Annotated in this window: 16 protein-coding genes; 15 read left to right on the plus strand and 1 reads right to left on the minus strand. The window is 40.7% G+C overall.

What is annotated here, in order from left to right:
- Positions 1 to 305: 305 nt before the first annotated feature.
- From HMPREF1505_RS10730 to HMPREF1505_RS10775, 10 genes are all read left to right on the plus strand, one after another.
- A complete protein-coding gene (locus HMPREF1505_RS10730; protein ID WP_036925280.1) occupies positions 306 to 2,228 on the plus strand; it encodes an LptF/LptG family permease in 1,923 nt (640 codons plus the stop codon).
- Positions 2,229 to 2,254: 26 nt separating this feature from the next.
- On the plus strand, positions 2,255 to 3,460 hold the full coding sequence (locus HMPREF1505_RS10735) for a bifunctional 3,4-dihydroxy-2-butanone-4-phosphate synthase/GTP cyclohydrolase II (RefSeq protein ID WP_036925282.1): 1,206 nt from the start codon (positions 2,255 to 2,257) through the stop codon (positions 3,458 to 3,460).
- 299 nt (positions 3,461 to 3,759) lie between these two features.
- On the plus strand, positions 3,760 to 4,953 hold the full coding sequence (locus HMPREF1505_RS10740) for a pyridoxal phosphate-dependent aminotransferase (protein WP_036925284.1): 1,194 nt from the start codon (positions 3,760 to 3,762) through the stop codon (positions 4,951 to 4,953).
- Positions 4,954 to 5,181: 228 nt separating this feature from the next.
- On the plus strand, positions 5,182 to 6,021 hold the full coding sequence (locus tag HMPREF1505_RS10745) for a MotA/TolQ/ExbB proton channel family protein (protein WP_013264978.1): 840 nt from the start codon (positions 5,182 to 5,184) through the stop codon (positions 6,019 to 6,021).
- Between the two features lie 30 nt (positions 6,022 to 6,051).
- Positions 6,052 to 6,702: a biopolymer transporter ExbD gene (locus tag HMPREF1505_RS10750; protein WP_004360426.1), complete on the plus strand. Its 651-nt coding sequence runs from the start codon at positions 6,052 to 6,054 to the stop codon at positions 6,700 to 6,702.
- A 12-nt stretch (positions 6,703 to 6,714) separates the two neighbouring features.
- Positions 6,715 to 7,401, plus strand: coding sequence for a biopolymer transporter ExbD (locus tag HMPREF1505_RS10755; protein ID WP_013264757.1), 687 nt, complete (start codon positions 6,715 to 6,717; stop codon positions 7,399 to 7,401).
- Positions 7,402 to 7,434: 33 nt separating this feature from the next.
- Positions 7,435 to 8,316 carry an energy transducer TonB gene (locus HMPREF1505_RS10760; protein ID WP_013263863.1) on the plus strand — a complete coding sequence of 294 codons (882 nt, stop codon included), beginning with the start codon at positions 7,435 to 7,437 and terminating at the stop codon, positions 8,314 to 8,316.
- Between the two features lie 13 nt (positions 8,317 to 8,329).
- Positions 8,330 to 9,295: a PstS family phosphate ABC transporter substrate-binding protein gene (locus HMPREF1505_RS10765; protein WP_036886365.1), complete on the plus strand. Its 966-nt coding sequence runs from the start codon at positions 8,330 to 8,332 to the stop codon at positions 9,293 to 9,295.
- A gap of 196 nt (positions 9,296 to 9,491) precedes the next feature.
- A complete protein-coding gene (locus tag HMPREF1505_RS10770; protein ID WP_036925285.1) occupies positions 9,492 to 10,907 on the plus strand; it encodes a lipopolysaccharide assembly protein LapB in 1,416 nt (471 codons plus the stop codon).
- A gap of 1,353 nt (positions 10,908 to 12,260) precedes the next feature.
- Positions 12,261 to 13,529 (plus strand): MFS transporter, encoded by a 1,269-nt coding sequence (locus HMPREF1505_RS10775; RefSeq protein WP_036925286.1) that lies wholly within the window; start codon positions 12,261 to 12,263, stop codon positions 13,527 to 13,529.
- Positions 13,530 to 13,633: 104 nt separating this feature from the next.
- Here HMPREF1505_RS10775 and mutY read toward each other — a convergent pair whose 3' ends face one another.
- Positions 13,634 to 14,638: an A/G-specific adenine glycosylase gene (gene mutY / locus HMPREF1505_RS10780; protein ID WP_036925288.1), complete on the minus strand. Its 1,005-nt coding sequence runs from the start codon at positions 14,636 to 14,638 to the stop codon at positions 13,634 to 13,636.
- A gap of 197 nt (positions 14,639 to 14,835) precedes the next feature.
- On the opposite strand from mutY, the gene HMPREF1505_RS10785 reads away from it, so the two are divergent.
- The 5 genes from HMPREF1505_RS10785 to mreD all read left to right on the plus strand — a co-directional run bounded on the left by HMPREF1505_RS10785 (position 14,836) and on the right by mreD (position 18,593).
- Positions 14,836 to 15,207 (plus strand): hypothetical protein, encoded by a 372-nt coding sequence (locus tag HMPREF1505_RS10785; protein ID WP_036925290.1) that lies wholly within the window; start codon positions 14,836 to 14,838, stop codon positions 15,205 to 15,207.
- Between the two features lie 207 nt (positions 15,208 to 15,414).
- A complete protein-coding gene (locus HMPREF1505_RS10790) occupies positions 15,415 to 16,011 on the plus strand; it encodes an IMP cyclohydrolase (RefSeq protein ID WP_036863649.1) in 597 nt (198 codons plus the stop codon).
- Between the two features lie 46 nt (positions 16,012 to 16,057).
- Positions 16,058 to 17,080, plus strand: coding sequence for a rod shape-determining protein (locus tag HMPREF1505_RS10795; RefSeq protein ID WP_004360435.1), 1,023 nt, complete (start codon positions 16,058 to 16,060; stop codon positions 17,078 to 17,080).
- A gap of 12 nt (positions 17,081 to 17,092) precedes the next feature.
- Positions 17,093 to 17,977 carry a rod shape-determining protein MreC gene (gene mreC / locus HMPREF1505_RS10800; RefSeq protein WP_036925292.1) on the plus strand — a complete coding sequence of 295 codons (885 nt, stop codon included), beginning with the start codon at positions 17,093 to 17,095 and terminating at the stop codon, positions 17,975 to 17,977.
- 115 nt (positions 17,978 to 18,092) lie between these two features.
- Positions 18,093 to 18,593 (plus strand): rod shape-determining protein MreD, encoded by a 501-nt coding sequence (mreD, locus tag HMPREF1505_RS10805; RefSeq protein ID WP_036925295.1) that lies wholly within the window; start codon positions 18,093 to 18,095, stop codon positions 18,591 to 18,593.
- Position 18,594: the final 1 nt, after the last annotated feature.

Raw genomic sequence — 18,594 nt, forward strand, 5'->3', positions numbered from 1 at the left:
TACTCAGTATATTGTACAGATAGAGAAAGAAAGAGCCTTTTCAGTGTTACTTCTTTTGAAGTTGTAGCGCTTTATGGAGAAGATGTATAAACAAAAGAGTAAAGGGTAGAGGAGGGTAGATGTTATAAAAGGAAAGACGCTGGTAAAAGAATAAAAATACTAAAAAAGACCATTACTCTGATATTTTTATGTAATTTTGCAAAAGGTAAGTCGTATTTTACAGATAAAAAGCAAGATTTCTTTGCTTTTATTCGTAATAGCTTCGCACATAAAATAAGGGAGGATAAGAACCTCGTTATTATATCATGTTTCAAATCAAGAAGTTAGATATATTCATTGCCAAGCAGTTTGGCATGCTTTTCATGGGAACATTCTTCATCAGCTTGTTTGTGTTGATGATGCAGTTCTTGTGGCGATATGTTGATGACTTGATTGGAAAAGGATTGTCAATGGATGTTCTTGGACAATTCTTTTGGTATATGAGCTTGATGATGGTGCCACAGGCACTTCCTTTGGCAATTCTTCTTTCATCGCTTATTTCTTATGGTAACCTTGGCGAAAGTTCAGAGTTGACAGCAATAAAAGCAGCTGGTATCTCTTTGATTCAGTCGTTTAGAGGACTGATTGTTGTTAGTATTTTTATTGCTTTTGGTTCTTTTTACTTCCAAAATAACGTAGGACCAATAGCACATAAACATATAGCCCAACTGCTTATCTCTATGAAGCAGAAGAGTCCTGAGTTGGAAATCCCAGAAGGAATCTTCTATGATGGTATTCCACAAACCAACCTCTATGTAGAGAAGAAAGACTTGAAGACTGGTCACCTATATAATATTATGGTGTACCGAATGACGGATAGCTACGAAGATCAGGCTATTATCCTTGCAGACTCAGGTATGTTGCAGTCTACAGCGGATAAGAAACATCTTGTTCTGAACCTATGGAGTGGCGAGTGGTTTGAGAATATGCGCTCACAGGAAATGGGAAATAGTGCCAGTGTTCCATATCGTCGAGAGACATTTGCACACAAGCATATAGTTCTTGATTTCGATGGTGACTTCAATCTTACGGACATGGCTGGTATCTCTAACGATGCCCGTACGAAGAGTATTCAGAAGATACAGCACGACAAAGACTCCTTAGTGCATGTTTATGATAGTGTGGGTAATGCTTTTTATAAGGATGCGCAGACTGTTTATTATCGAGAACCTAATCTTAAAGCTTCAGATAAGAAACAGACAATTAAACTGTCGGGAGAAAAGGCATTTAACGTAGACTCGGTATTTAAAAAGCTTCCTGCAGACCAGCGTCGTTATGTTATTGACCAAGCGTTGTCTACCGTTCAGCAAGAAGTTAGCGACCTTGATTTTAAGAGTATGATAACCAGCGATGGTGATAGGCTAATCCGTCTACATGATATTGAGACGATTAACAAGTTCACCTTGTCGTTGATATGTATTATCTTCTTCTTTATCGGAGCTCCACTTGGTGCGATTATCCGTAAGGGAGGATTGGGTATTCCTATCATTATCAGCGTTATCGTATTCATTATTTTTTATATCCTCGATAATACTGGTTATCGAATGTCACGTCAGGGAGACTGGGCGATATGGTTTGGTAAAGGATTGTCTATGGCTGTTCTTATCCCAATGGCTGTATTCTTTACCTACAAGGCGAACAATGATTCAACAGTGTTCAATGCGGATATGTATAAGAATATGTTGATGAAGATGTTTGGAATGCGTGTGAAACGTAGTGTGGCCAGCAAGGAGGTTATCTTAAATGACCCTGATTATAGCAAGGCTGCAGAACAACTTAATGATTTGAACGTAAGAATTACGGAGTATGCTAAGACACGCAGGTTGAAGTCTGCGCCTAATATTATAAAGGTGTTCTTCCGCTATCATACAGATCATGTCATTGAGAAGATTAATGATGAACTTGAAAATGTCATAGAAGACTTAGGCAATACGCGTAATAAAGTCATCATGGCAGAATTAAATAAATACCCAATATTAGCAGTAAAGGCACATACAAGACCATTCGATCATAAGTGGTCGAACATTCTTGCAGCAGTTATAGTGCCTGCTGGTATTTTCTTCTACTTCCGAATGTGGCGTTTCCGCTTACGTCTTTATCGCGACCTTCGTACTATTATCAGCTGTAATGATACGATTATCGCAGAGATACAACGTATAAAGGAAAAAGAAGAAGCAAGGGGCTATTGATAAAAACAATATAAATCAGTAACTATATGGAAGATTTTAAACTCGATAGCATCGAGGATGCACTGAAAGACTTTCGGGAAGGAAAGTTCGTTATCGTAGTAGATGATGAAGACCGAGAGAATGAAGGCGACCTTATTATGGCTGCAGAAATGATAACGCCAGAGAAGGTTAACTTCATGTTGAAGAATGCACGAGGTGTGCTTTGTGTTCCTATAACGATATCACGTGCGGAAGAATTAGATTTACCTCATCAGGTTTCTGATAACACTTCAGTACTTGGGACTCCTTTCACCGTTACGGTTGATAAGTTGGAAGGCTGTTCAACAGGTGTGTCTACACACGACCGTGCTGAAACAATTAAGGCTTTGGCTGATCCTAATTCTACTCCTCAGACTTTTGGCCGTCCTGGACATGTCAATCCACTTTATGCTCAGGATAATGGTGTTTTGCGTCGTTCGGGTCATACTGAAGCTGCTGTTGACCTCTGTAAGCTTGCAGGTTGTTTCCCAGCTGGTGTGTTAATGGAGATTATGAACGAAGATGGTACGATGGCTCGTATGCCTGATTTGCAGAAGCGTGCAAAGGAATGGGGTATGAAGATTATCAGTATCAAGGACATTATTGCCTATCGTTTGAAGAAGGAAACAAGTATTGTCGTTGGTGAGGAAGTAGAACTCCCTACTGAATATGGTATGTTTCACTTGATTCCATTCCGTCAAGCAAATGGCTTGGAACACATGGCACTTATCAAGGGTACATGGAAAGAAAACGAACCTGTACTCGTACGCGTGCACTCATCATGTGCAACGGGTGACATCCTTGGTAGTCAGCGTTGTGATTGTGGCGAACAACTTCATAAGGCGATGGAGATGATTGAGAAAGAAGGCAAGGGTGTTATCATCTATATGCAGCAGGAAGGTCGTGGCATTGGTTTGATGAATAAGATTGCAGCCTATAAGTTGCAAGAGCAAGGTCTTGATACGGTTGAGGCTAACCTTCATCTTGGTTTCCGTCCAGACGAACGCGATTATGGTTGTGGAGCACAGATGTTGCGCCATCTTGGTGTTCATAAGATGCGTTTGATAACAAACAATCCAACGAAGCGAGTAGGCCTTGAGGCTTATGGCTTAGAGATTGAGGAGAATGTACCTATTGAGATAACTCCAAATAAGTTTGACTATCGCTATCTGAAAACCAAGCGTGATCGTATGGGACACGACTTGCATCTGTAAGTGTAATAACAAATAGGAAGGATTTAAGATAAGTCTTATAATGAATCCCACTATAGAGAAATGACTTGTTTCTCTGTGGTGGGATTCTTAATTTGTAGGCTTAAAAGAATGCCATTGTTATATCCTTTTATAGTTTTGTTTATAAAGAGTTCATTTATTATATAATTGTTTAATTTAAACTGTCAAATCGGCAGTAAAAATGTTATATAGATAAAATAAAGAAAGAAAAGTTGCGTTATCAAAATGATTTTGCGTACTTTTGTACTTGATATTATTTATAAAGAAAGATAAGGTTCGAAATGGCACAACTATCAGATCGTTTAAATCGATTGGCGCCTTCTGAGACATTAGCAATGTCACAGAAGAGTAGTGAAATGAAAGCGCAGGGAATTGATGTTATCAACATGAGTGTGGGAGAACCAGACTTCATGACTCCTGATCATGTTAAGGAGGCGGGCAAAAAGGCTATTGATGATAACTTCTCTAAGTATTCTCCTGTTCCTGGTTATCCTGCTTTGAGAGAGGCTATCTCAAAGAAGCTGAAAGATGAAAACAATCTTGATTATGCTGCATCAGAGATTATTGTCGGTACTGGTGGTAAGCAAGGCGTTTGCAATGCTGTTTTGGCTTTGGTGAATCCAGGTGATGAGGTGATTATTCCTGCACCTTATTGGGTGAGCTATCCACAGATGGTTAAACTCGCTGGCGGTGTTCCTGTTATTGTTTCTGCAGGAATTGAGCAAGACTTTAAGATTACCGCAGAGCAGTTAGAAGAGGCTATTACACCAAAGACAAAGATGATAATTCTTTGCTCTCCAAGTAATCCTACTGGTAGTGTTTATACTGCAGAGGAGTTGGAGGCTTTGTCAAAGGTTGTCTTGGCACATGAAGACTTGTTTGTTCTTTCAGATGAGATTTACGAACACATTAGTTATATAGGTGGCCATTGCAGTATCGCATCTTGTTCTGGAATGAAAGAACGTACGATTCTTTGTAACGGAGTTAGTAAGGCTTATGCTATGACTGGCTGGAGAATCGGTTGGGTAGCAGCACCAGAGTGGATTGTAAAAGGTCTCAATAAGTTGCAAGGACAATATACGTCAGGTACATGTAGCGTAAGTCAGATGGCTGCTGTTGCGGCATATGTTGAGGATCAAGCTTGTGTAACTGAGTATCGAGAGACATTCCGTCGCCGCCGTGATTTGATTGTTAGTCTGGCAAAAGAAATCCCTGGACTTGAGGTAAATGTGCCACAAGGTGCATTCTATCTCTTCCCTAAATGTTCCAGTTTCTTTGGAAAGACAGATGGCAAGCATGTGATTAACAACTCATCCGACCTTGCTATGTATATTCTTGAAGAAGGATGTGTAGCAACAGTGGGTGGTGATGCTTTTGGTGCTCCAGACTGTTTTAGAATGAGTTATGCGACAAGTGATGAAAATATAAAGGAAGCGCTTCGTCGTATTAAAGAAGTACTTTCAAAACTTAAATAGGAATCGGAAATGCAGATAGTAATAAAGATGAGATAGAAACTGTACATTTATAACTGTTAAATGTTATTAATCGTAGCTGTAGTTTTCTTTTAATTACTATCTTTGCGGAGATAAGAAGCAGTGTTGAACCCCCTTTTATAATGGCGGTAAGATACAAATGCTTATAAATCAGAAAGATATTAACAAATTAATTCATTAATAACCTAAAAATTAAAATTTTATCAAATTATGGCAACTACACAACAAAAACCAGTCCCACAGAAAAAGTCTGAGGGCTTCACAGGAGTTAGAGGTGCATTCTGGATTATCGTCGTTTGCGCTGTCGTTGCGTTCACATTGTTCTACACATGGTTCGGTAACCCAATGCACTTCCAGGATGGAGCAGTACGTGAGAACCCAGCAGACGTTTGGGGTACCATCTTTAAGGGTGGCGTAGTCGTTCCTGTTATCCACACTCTCTTGTTGACAGTGCTCGCTATGTCTATCGAGCGTTGGATGGCTTTGAAGACTGCTTTCGGTAAGGGTGCCCTTCCAAAGTTCGTTGCAAACATCAAGAGTGCTCTTAATGCTAATGACCTTGCTAAGGCTAACCAGCTCTGCGATCAGCAGAAGGGTTCTGTAGCAAACGTTGTTAAGGCTTCTTTGAACGCTTACAAGGATATGGAGACTGGTGCTAATGCTAACCTTAAGAAGGCTCAGAAGGTAGCTAAGATTCAGCAGGCTCACGAGGAGGCTACTCAGCTTGAGATGCCAACTCTGACAATGAACCTCCCTATCATTGCTACTCTCGTAACACTTGGTACTCTTACTGGTCTTCTCGGTACTGTAACCGGTATGATCAAGTCGTTCTCTGCTCTTGCTGCAGGTGGTGGTGCTGACTCTGCTGCACTTTCTGCTGGTATTTCTGAGGCGTTGATCAACACCGCATTCGGTATTGCAACATCTTGGTGTGCGGTAGTTTCTTATGGTTACTACTCTAACAAGGTTGACAAGTTGACTTTTGCCCTCGACGAGGTTGGTTATTCTATCGCTCAGACATACGAAGTAAACCACACAGACGAGGCTTAATTTTTGCTAACCCTTTAATAATTTATCGCTATGGGTAAAGTAAAAGTTAAGAAGAATGACACTTTTATCGACATGACGCCTATGTCAGACGTTATGACCCTGTTGCTTACCTTCTTCATGCTGACATCAACGTTCGTTAAGAATGAGCCAGTGAAGGTAAATACTCCAGGTTCTGTGTCTGAAACTAAGGTGCCTGAGAATGGTGTCTTGACAATTCTTGTGAGTCCTGAAAAGGGACCTACAGGAAAGCCTACTGGCGAAGGCCAGGTGTTTTTGAGCTACGATAACACCAATGAGTTGGGACAAATCGTAGATAATATGGGCATTACATTGACTCCTGCACAGAAGAAAACTTTTGTTGCTGAGTCTACATTTGGTACTCCGCTCGATAAGTTAGCTGCTTATTTATCAAAGCCAGCTGCTGAGCGTGGTAAAGAACTCCCTAAGATGGGTATTCCTCTCGATAGTATCCAAGGACAGGAGATGACTGAGTTCCAACAGTGGGTTAACGCAGCCCGCCAGGTGAACCCTAAGGTTAGACTTGCTATCAAGTCTGATTCCGATTCTCCTTATGGTACCGTTAAGAAGGTAATGAGTGAACTCCAAGACATGGATGAGAGCCATTACTATATGATCACACAGTTGGACGCTAAAAAGGCTGCGCAGGCAGCTAATAAGTAAGGAGATCAAAGTATGGAAATGATGGATACAGGAAAAGAAGGCGGCAAGCAGAAGAAGATGACCGTCCGCGTAGACTTTACGCCGATGGTGGATATGCTTATGTTGCTGATTACCTTCTTCATGCTTTGTACTTCACTTAGCAAGCCTTCAACTATGGAGTTGACGATGCCAAGTAATGATAAAACTCAGAAGGACACTCAGAAGAATGAGGCCAAGGAGTCACACTCTATTACGATTTACATTGCTGACGGAGATAAAATCTTCTACGGTAACGGTAAACCAGAGTATGATAACGCTAATTGGTTGAAGCCAGCTGATTGGAGCAACACTCCAAGTGGTATTCGCTACGTTCTTCAGCATAAGCAGGTGGGTGACCCTTCAACAGGTGATCCAGTCTCTATCCCATATCAGGATATGGACATCGCTGTGAAGGAACTGAATCGTAAGAAACAGGAAAATCCAAAGGCTTATCCAGATAGTATTTATCAGGCTGATTTGTCCGCGATCAAAACTGGTATGATTAATGGCAAGAAGGTTTCTACTATGACTGTCATTATCAAGCCAACTGATCAAGCTTCTTATCGTCATTTGGTAGACATCCTCGATGAAATGCAGATTTCATATATTGGAACTTACGTCATTGACAAGCTGACAGACCAAGACAAGGCTCTCTTAGCCAAGAAAGGTATAAAGGCTTAATCACTGAATAGTAACAATTAAAGAAAGAAAACAATGGCAAAAATAGATTTATGCGATCCTAAATGGGTCGACATGGTGTTCGCCGACAAGAACAAGGAGTACGGTGCATACAAGCTTCGTAAAACTGTTTCTCAGCGTAACATCAAGGCTTTAGCTATTCTGCTTTGTGCTGCATTCCTCGGTGGTGGTTACTTAGCTTATCAGATTAAGAAGCACAACGATGAATTAGCTGCTCAAGCTGAATATGCAGCAAAGATGGAGTTAGCAGCTCTTGAGCAGGCTAAGAAAGAGCAGGCTGAACGTAAGAAACAGCAGAAGAAGGAAGAACCTAAGAAGATTGAACCTGAAAAGGTTGTTCCTGAAACGCGTGCAACTGTTAAGTTTACAGCCCCTGTCATCAAGGATGATAAGGATGTAAAGGAAGAGATGCCACCAATGGTCAAGATGAACAAGGAGACCAAGGCAGTCGGTGTTGAGAACAAGGAAGGTACGGAAGATCGTACTGAAGTTGCTGCTCGTAGCACTGTTGCTACTCCTGAACAGATTGTACCAAAGATTGAGAAGCCTGTTGTTGAGGCTCCAAAACCAGAGCCAAAGCAGGAGGTTGAGAACAAGGTCTTCACAGTGGCAGAGGTTATGCCTTCATTCCCTAATGTAAATGCTTGGTTGGCTTCTCATATCCAATACCCAGCAGTTGCAGCAGAGAATGGTGTGCAGGGACGTGTTATTGTCAAGTTCGTTGTAGGACGTGACGGTAGCGTTAGTCAGGCACAAATCGTTCGTGGTGTTGATCAGGCACTCGACCGTGAGGCACTTCGCGTTGTTAATAGCATGCCGAAGTGGTCTCCAGGTATGAACAATGGTCAGCCAGCAAACGTTTGGTTTACTCTTCCTATTACCTTCAAACTGCAGTAAAAGCAAATATCATATGAAAAGAACCAGATTCTACATAACAGTAGGATTGATGCTATCCCTCGGCTTCCTTCTGTCTGCTTGCGGACAGAAGAAAGCTAAGGACGGCAGAACAGATACACCGACGTCAGGGACGATTAAGTTCGCCTCTGACGAAAGTTTTAGTCCTATTATAGAGGAACTGTTACAGAATTATCAGTTCCGCTATCCAGAAACTCACTTGTTGCCAATCTATACAGATGACAACAAAGGTATGCAACTGCTCCTCGACCAGAAAGTTAATCTTTTCTTTACTTCTCATGCATTGACGAAGGGAGAAGATGCTATGTTACGAGAGAAAGGTCCTATCCCAGCGGTATTCCCGATAGGATATGATGGAATTGCTTTCATCGTGAACAATACGAATGCAGATTCATGTATTACGGTTACCGATGTTAAGAAGATTCTCAGTGGTCAGATTGCAAAATGGAATCAGCTGAACCCTAAGAATGATAAGGGTAATATTGAAGTTGTCTTTGACAACAAAGCATCAGCTACGTTACATTATGTAGTCGACTCCATTTTAGGTGGAAAGAATATTAAGAGTGCGAACATTGTTGCTGCAAATAACAGTAAGTCAGTTATTGACTATGTTCACAAAACTCCGAATGCTATAGGTGTTATTGGGTCAAATTGGTTGAATGATCATCGTGACTCTACAAACACTACATTTAAGAAAGATATTAGAGTGGTAGGTCTTTCAAAGACTACCGTTGCACAGCCAGAGAATAGTTGGCAACCTTACCAAGCTTATCTGTTGGATGGCAGATATCCTTTCGTAAGAACTATCTATGCTGTCGTGGCTGACCCTCACAAAGCATTGCCTTGGGCATTTGCAAACTTCGTAACCAATCCAATTGGTCAGAAGATTATTTTTAAGGCTGGTCTCTTGCCTTATCGTGGTGAAATCAACATTCGTGAAGTTGAAGTTAAGACCCAGTAGTCAGTAAAGCATAGTGTGTTATTTATTGGCAAATGATAATCAGTTATGTTTAATTAAATGTGGTCGTTATAACATTAGAGAAGATTTATTTTGCTTATCAACATTAGTTACTACTCTCATAGAATTAAACTAAATGCCGTGGTAGGCGTCTTAATGAATAAAGTTCACTTGAATTAAAATTTAAAGAGAAAGAATTATGAAAACAAAGAAATATTTAATAGCTGGAGCCTTGATGTTGGCAATGTCAACTCCAGCAATGGCACAGGATGTTGATTACGCAGTAGCTCTTAAGCCTATTGTAGTTGCTATCGAAGCTGCACCAAATGATCCAAAGGCAGCAAAGGATCTTATTAAGGAGTATCAGAAGAACTTTAAGAAGAGTGAAGAGGCTATTGTTGCTTTGGGTAATGTATATCTTTTGCAGCGTAATTATGATGCTGCTACAGAGATAGCAAACAATGTCATCAATAATAAGAAATACAAGGGTAGCTTAGCTTATGTCCTCTTGGGCGATATTGCTGCTCTTAAGGATTCTATCGGTAATGCAGGTGCAGCTGCTACACAGTATCAGAATGCAATTACTGTTGATCCACAGAACGTAACAGCTTACGAACGTTATGCTAAGGTTTTCCGTCATGTAAACTCAAAGGTTGCTGTTCAGAAGCTTGAAGAACTCCGTAAGGTTAAGCCAGACTATCCAGTAGAGGCAACTGCAGCTGAAATCATGCTTGGCGATGGTAAGTATAAGGAGGCATTAGAGTGGTATGCTAAGGCTAATCCAGCTAATATGTCAGAGGACAATTTCTATAACTATGGCTTTGCTGCTTACATTACAAAAGACTATCAGAGAGCTTTGGATGTTGTAAAGCAGGGTTTGCAGAAGTTCCCTAACAGTGAGTACTTGAGCCGTATTGCTATGATGGCATCAGTTGAGTTGAAGGATTATGCTTCTGCTATCAACTATGGTAAGGTTGTGTTTGCAGGTTCTGGTAAGAAGGTAGCTAACGACTACGATGTATGTGCAAAGGCACTTTGCGGTGCTCAGCAGTATGACGAAGCTATCAACACTGTTAACAAGGCACTCGAGCTTGATAAGAACAATATTGAGCCTTTGAAGACTTTGGCCGCTATCTATGCCGCACAGGGTAATGATGACAAGGCACTCGAGGTTCAGCAGGAGTATCTTTCTAAGAGTAAGAAGGCTACTAACAATGACTGGGCAACACTTGCTAATACCTATATTGCAAAGGCAGAGGGATTGACAGACCGTACTGCTAAGAACGCTGTTCTTGCAAAGGCATTTGATGTTTACGAGCAGATGGTTTCTAAGTTCCCAACAATCTCTGACTGGGTATGGTTGAACCAAGCTAACGTAGCTCAGTTGATGAACGATCCTGATAAGGTGGCTGAAATCTATCAGAAGGTTGCTGCTTATGAAGAGGCTAAGCCAACGCTCGATGAGGATAGCAAGAGCTACTTGGAGAACGTTTACTATGGTCTCGGTTACTATTACTCAAAGAAGGGTAACAAGCCACTTGCAGACGAGTACTTCAATAAGGTGCTGAAGATTAATCCTAACAATGACGGCGCTAAGAAGGCTTTAGGTATGTAATTATCTGAAACAATCATTAGATATAAGGGCGATGGTCGTAATGATCATCGCCCTTTCTTTTATTCCTTTATTAAATGGTTGGACACTTACCTTATAGTTTTAACGTAATAACCTTAATGTTTCTATTGCTGTCCGGTAAAAATAAACTGAAAGCTCTGTATCCCTTTACTCATCGGTGTTGCAGCCGTTTTACTTATCCAGGGGCTTGGTTTTCAGTTTCAAACTGTAAGCATTATAAAATGTGCTTATATTGACAAGGAAAGCCCTATAATAACCAGATAAATTAATGAAATCATAAGTTTAAGTCTATTTTAACTAACACACATAACTCCAAAAAAGTTTTATCGGACACCAATATAATGTTTCTATAAAATATAGCAGGACTATCAACTACCAACTTTTATTCTTCGACACAGAAATCCCTTTCATGTTTATACTTAGAGGGCTTCGCAAACAAGGTTATGAAAAATAATTACATAATTTCAAATAGAATACCTATAAACAAGGATAAAAATACGTGTTAAAAGTAGGTTTGTAACCATCAAGAAATCAGTTAGTTATAAANTGGTGATGNAATAGGTGCCTAATTGGACTTGAAAAGGGCGTTAGTTAGACTTGAAAAGGGCATCTTTTGCAAGTCAATTAGGCGTCTTTAAGAAGCCAAAAGCGCATATATAGGTTTAGAGTTGTGTGAAAATAGTTTACAAATATTGCTGCTATAAGAATAAGTTGTTTGTATAAGATGGAACGATATACTACTTAGATAGCTGAAGTTTTAATTTATTTTCTTGTGGATGTTCCAACTCTTAGAAGGCTTGTAACAATGAATTTATAGAATAGAGGAAGCATGTCACTTTGAGTTGTAGATTGACCTTCAACAGTGTCATGCTTCCTTATCGTGTTACTCTATGGTTCTCTATATCCAATAGAGAGGGTAGAGTGTATTAGAGTCATTCCGTGTTTATGGTTTATGTTAGACTTCTCAGTATGTAAAATGGAGTAAATGTTAGTGTAATAAATCATAAACCCTGTTCACAAAGATAAGCTAAAAATTTCAATCATACTTTCAAGAAAAACGAAAATCATTAGTCTTTAATATATAAATTATCTTTTAATTCTTATTCGTGAGTGCTATTCCTGCTTTTTCTCGTTAATTTTATGTATCTTTGTCATCGTTTGAAAAGACACAATACTAAGTTTGCAGTGGCGTCCGAATAGCCTGCTTGAACCTATTTATCTTTTTTGGTTACATGATTGATGTATCTCTCATTAGTTTTGTTGATAGTAGGCTGTGGGAAAAGGACACTTTGCATGCAATAATGACAATAACAGAACTCAAAAGCGTAACAAGCATTGAAAACAGAAAGAAAGATAAGCCCATGGGCATGGATACCCTCACTTTATTTTGCTGAGGGGCTGCCTTATATTGCCGTAACTGTATTATCCTTGCAGGTCTATATGCAAATGGGCTTGTCAGATGCCGAAGTAACTTTTTATACTTCATGGCTTTACCTCCCTTGGGTTATCAAACCTCTGTGGAGTCCATTTCTTGATTTGATTAAGACAAAGCGGTGGTGGATTATCATTATGCAGTTGCTTGTAGGTGCAGCTTTCGCAGGTGTTGCCTTTACGGTCAATACTTCGTTATGGCTTCAAGGAACAATCTGTTTCTTTTGGTTGCTGGCATTTAGTAGTGCGACACATGATGTTGGAGCTGATGGATTCTATATGATGGGACTTAATCAGCATGATCAAGCATTCTTTGTAGGTATTCGTTCAACCTTCTATCGTATATCAATGGTTGTTGGTAAGGGTGGACTGATTGCGCTCGCTGGTTTTTTACATAAGAACTTTGATATTCAGTGGGCTTGGTCGCTTGTGTTTTATGGTTTGATGGCTCTTTTCATGGGTCTCGCCCTTTATCATCGCTTTATTCTTCCTCGTCCGTCTGAGGATTCAGAGAGGGCACAGGTGTCAGCCAGCCATTTGCTTCGCAGTTTTGGAGAGACTTTTCTTTCCTTCTTCAAAAAGGAGCAGGCTTTAACAACAATCTGTTTCCTACTTCTCTTTCGTTTGCCAGAAGCTTTGATAATCCCTATTTCTCAACTCTTCCTGCAGGCATCGAAGGCAAAAGGGGGATTGGCCCTTTCTGAGATAGAGTATGGTACGGTGAATGGTGTTGTAGGCGTGGCAGGTCTCTTGATAGGCGGTGTCATTGGAGGAATGATGATCAGTCGTGATGGTTTAAAGCGTTGGATATGGCCAATGACGGCAGCTATCACGTTGCCTAACTTAGCTTATGTCTATTTAGCCTATATGCTTCCCGATAATGTGATAGCGATTAGTATTGCTGTATTTATTGAGAATTTCGGTTATGGATTTGGTTTTAGTGCCTATATGCTCTTTATGATTTATTTCAGTCGGGGTGAGCATAAAACCAGTCATTATGCGCTTTGTACAGGCTTTATGGCGTTGTCAATGATGATTCCAGGCTTGTTTGCAGGTGCGTTGGCACAGGCGGTGGGCTATCGTTGGTTCTTTGTTATCGTCATGATTGTTTGCATCTTCCCATTCTTGGTTGCTCATCAGCTGCGTATTGATCAGGATTTTGGGAAGAAGTAGCCGATAGAGGCGCTTTGAAGACAGAAAAAGGAGAGGAGGGAAGGCTACGAGGCAATTCCTCGTAGAAGCGGACCGTGAGATAGACGGCTGAAGGGAGGCGGAATTTAGGCAGGAACTGCCTTTAACAGAATCTCAATTAGCCGTGGTAAAGCATAATTTTCAAGGTCTTGCTTTTCAATCCATATGAATTCAGAGGGCAGTTGTGGACGCCTCGTAGGCTGCCAAAGGTAGATGTCTGCAAGAAGAATCTGATGGGTAAGAATATGCTTTACCCCCTTTTGTAGTAGCTGCGCTTCTGTTTTCCACGCAGAGTCTTCAGATGATGTAAGGTGTTCTTCCTGTGGAAACTCCCATAGTCCTTGCCAAATGTCACCCGCACCACGTTGGTGGATGGCAATCTTTCCTTCATATTCAATACAAAGATAGGTGAAATGACGCTCCCGTTGTTTCACTTTTTTGCTTTTTACTGGTAGTTCATTAATGCGTTGTTCACGGAAAGCAACGCATGTTTCGCAGAGTGGACAAGCACTGCAATGAGGAGAATTTGGTGTACACTGAGTCGCACCAAAGTCCATTATCGCTTCGTTGTAGTCAGCAGGTTCATTTATAGGTAAAAGAGATTGAGCGAGCGCTTGAAACTCCTTCTTCCCTTCGGTACTATCAATAGGTGTATCAATGCCATAATAGCGAGAAAGCACACGATAAACGTTGCCGTCTACCACAGCAACTGGTTCGCCAAAAGCAATAGAAGCAATGGCTGCAGCAGTATAATCGCCTACACCTTTCAGAGTCTTAAATTCTTTGAAAGTCTGTGGGAATCCACCTAATTCCATCACCTGTTGTGCTGCCGTATGGAGGTTTCTTGCACGAGAATAGTAACCCAAACCCTGCCAAGCCTTTAGCACTTCGTTCTCAGTGGCAGCAGCGAGGTCGTTAACGGTGGGCCATTGTGCCATAAAACGTTCCCAATAACTCATACCTTGAACGATACGAGTTTGCTGTAAAATAACCTCACTCAGCCAGATAGCGTATGCATCCTTTGTCTCTCGCCAAGGTAGAGAACGTCCGTTATTTTTGAACCATTGAAGGAGTGTTGCTGCGAAATTCATGGAACAAAGGTAGTTAAAAAGTGGAAAAAGAATGAAAAGTAATGTGATGTTTTGTTGGTTAAATCATTATAATTTCCTATTTTTGCCATGACTATTACCCTTAAAAGGCAGATTTTTATGTTACTTTCAGATAGAAAAGCATTATAAACATAAGCCAGATATAGGGAGGATTATTATAAAATTAGAAGTTATAAAAGATGAGAAACAAGGTAAAGAAAATGTTTATGGGCCTTGCCCTCATTGTGGCAATGCTATTGGTAAGTTCATGTGCTACGCGTGAGTCAGCTATTAACGACTTAGAGAACTTTTCCTGTGAATTACGTGATAACAGCCAATACTACACAGCAAAGAAGTGGCGTAAAGCTGTTGATAAGTTTGGTCGTATCCGTCGAGAGATCTCACGCCATGATTATACCGTTGCAGAACGCCAGCGTATCGGTAAGCTCGAAGGTGATTGTGCCCGTTATATGGTGCGCGGTGCCAAGGATGGTGTGATGAATAGCGTCTTTGGTCTTGGCAGTGAGATACAAGGTATCTTAGATGCTATCGGTATCAAAGGTAAAGAATAGACTTGGTAAGGTCTTTGGTAAGCATAAAGAAATTGAACTTCAGTTCTCAAAAAGCAGAACTTGAAGCAGGCAGAATAAAACAAAAGGTGGCAGCTTATTAGACTTTAAGCAAATAGTTGGCAACCTTTTGTTTTTTTTTGATTTAAAATATTGTTTAGTCGCTTATAATTAGTAACTTTGCAAATCAAATCCATAAAATGTTTTACAATGGCTGGTAAAAAACAAATTAAGACTGCTCTTATTTCGGTTTTTCATAAAGATGGACTTGAGGATTTGCTCAAGAAGTTAGATGCGGAAGGTGTGAAATTCTTAAGTACAGGTGGTACACAAGAGTTCATCGAATCATTAGGATACCCATGTCAGAAGGTAGAAGACGTAACATCTTATCCTTCTATCCTTGGAGGTCGTGTGAAGACCCTTCATCCAAAGGTTTTTGGAGGTATTCTTTCTCGCCGTGATAATGAAGGTGATCAGGCACAGATGCAGAAATATGAAATACCTTTCATTGATCTTGTTATCGTAGATCTTTATCCGTTTGAGCAGACAGTTGCCAGTGGTGCCAGCGCAGAAGACATCATTGAGAAGATTGATATCGGTGGTATTTCACTGATACGTGCAGGAGCAAAGAACTTCAAGGATGTTGTTATCGTGCCAAGTAAGGCAGAATATCCAGTGTTGCTCCAGATCCTCAATACAAATGGTGCGCAGACAGATATTGAAGACCGAAAGATGTTTGCAGAGCGTGCTTTTGGTGTTAGCAGTCACTATGATAAAGCTATCCATAGCTGGTTTGCGACAGAATAAGCACAGATTAGAAAAGAATATACAATTATAAAATACAGATATATTAATGGGATTATTTTCATTTATCCAGGAAATTGCTATGGACCTGGGAACGGCAAACACGATTATTATCAGCGATGATAAGATTGTAGTTGACGAGCCGTCAGTAGTAGCACTGGACCGTCGCACAGATAAGATGATTGCTGTGGGTGGTGATGCAAAGATGATGTACGAGAAGGAACATCCCAATATTCGTACAATCCGCCCTTTGCGCGACGGAGTTATCGCTGACTTTACAGCTTGTGAGCAGATGATGCGTGGACTTATTAAGATGGTTCACAGTGGTAATCGTTTCTTCTCACCTTCATTACGTATGGTAATCGGTGTTCCATCAGGTTCTACAGAAGTGGAGCTTCGTGCCGTTCGTGACTCAGCAGAACACGCTGATGGTCGTGATGTATATCTTATCTTCGAGCCAATGGCTGCAGCTCTTGGTATGGGTCTTGATGTAGAGGCTCCAGAGGGTAACATGATTGTTGATATCGGTGGTGGTAGCACAGAGATTGCTGTAATCTCTTTGGGTGGTATCGTATGTAATAACTCTATCCGTGTAGCTGGTGATGACCTCACTGCAGATATTCAGGAATATATGAGTCGTCAGCACAATGTGAAGGTCAGTGAGCGTATGGCAGAGCGTATTAAGCTCCATGTAGGTTCAGCGCTGACAGACCTTGGAGATGAAGCTCCAGAGGATTACATTGTACATGGTCCTAATCGCATCACAGCTCTTCCTATGGAGGTTCCTGTATGCTATCAGGAGATTGCTCATTGTCTTGATAAGACTGTTGCAAAGATTGAGAATGCTGTTCTTTCAGCATTGGAGAACACTCCACCTGAGCTTTATGCTGACATCGTAAAGAATGGTATCTATCTCAGTGGAGGTGGTGCTTTGCTTCGTGGTATCGACAAGCGTCTGACTGATAAGATTAATATTCCATTCCATATTGCCGAAGACCCATTGCACAGTGTGGCTAAGGGTGCAGGCATTGCATTGAAGAACGTAGATCGTTTCTCGTTCTTGATGAGATAACAACTAACGTTCATGCACAATCTGACTGAGTTCCTTGCTAAGTACAAGCATTGGTTCTTGTTCGTTGCCCTGGAAGTCTTGAGTATGGTTCTTCTGTTCCGATTCAATGACTATCAGGGCAGTGTGTGGTTCACGTCAGCAAACTATGTGGCTGGTTTAGCTTATGAAGGAAGTTCAAAGGTTACGTCTTATCTAACAATGGGTGAGGTGAATGAGGCTTTGACCAAACGCAACCTTGAACTGGAACGTCAAGTGAAGGAGTTGTCTGCTCAACTTTATGATAAGACAAAGGATTCTACCTTTCTTCATAAAGGTCAGTATCGTTTCCTTTCAAAGTTCCGATTGATACAGGCAAAGGTTGTTGCCAATTCGCTGGATAAACCTAATAACTTTATCACCATCAACAAAGGAACATGGGATGGTGTACATAAGGATATGGGTGTTGCTTGTGGTAATGGTGTTGTGGGTATTGTCTATATGGCAGGTATTCATTATGCCGTTGTAATCCCTGTGCTGAACTCAAAGTCAAACATCAGTTGTTCTATTCAAGGACGTGACTACTTCGGTTATCTCCATTGGAATGGTGGTGCATCTGATGTTGCTTATTTAGATGATGTCCCTCGCCATGCTAAGTTTAAGTTAGGCGACCGTGTTGTAACGAGTGGATATTCTTCTGTTTTCCCAGCTGGTGTGTTGGTAGGTAAGATAAAACATGTCTATAATTCAGAAGATGGACTTTCTTATCGTCTACAAATTCAGCTATCAACAGACTTCGGAAATCTTCGTGATGTCTGTGTGATTGACGATGCTTCTATACGAGATCAACGCCAAGTTATAAAGGCAGCACAAGACTCTATCAAGCCTATTGAGAGTCAGATGGAGAATAGTGTACAGTAAGTAGACTGTTTGCAGATATTTTTTAGCTTGATGGGAGGTAGGATAACCACACTTTGTAGAGTCATTCTAACATTGGTGTGAGCCACTTTTCCCCTTTGAATTACGAATAAAAAGAATGAATATAGATTTTCTAAAACGTTTGCTTTGGTTTGCTGTTTTGACAGTGGCACAGGTGTTTGTACTCAATCACATCCATCTGTTTGCTGTTGCCACACCATTGCTTTATATCTATTTTATCCTTTTGTTCCCTCGTAATTACCCTCAGTGGGCTATGTTGATATGGGCATTTCTAATGGGTCTTGCCATTGACACTTTCTCAAATACGCCCGGTGTAGCTTCAGCTTCATTGACTTTAATAGCCGCTTTACAGCCTTATGTACTGCAGCTATTCATACCTCGTGACAGTAGTGACAACTTTCAAGCAGGTATGGACACGCTTAGTATACCGCAATATACGTGGTATGTGGCTATTCTAACCTTGATATACAGCGTCGTTTTCTTCTCATTAGAGATGTTTAGTTTCTTTAATGTGTTAGAATGGTTACTTTGTATTGGGGGCAGTTCACTGCTCACGCTTATTCTTATTCTTGTTGTTGAGAACGTTAGGAGGCGATAAG

This window comes from Prevotella sp. ICM33, from assembly GCF_000517825.1.
Taxonomy (GTDB): Bacteria; Bacteroidota; Bacteroidia; order Bacteroidales; family Bacteroidaceae; genus Prevotella; species Prevotella melaninogenica.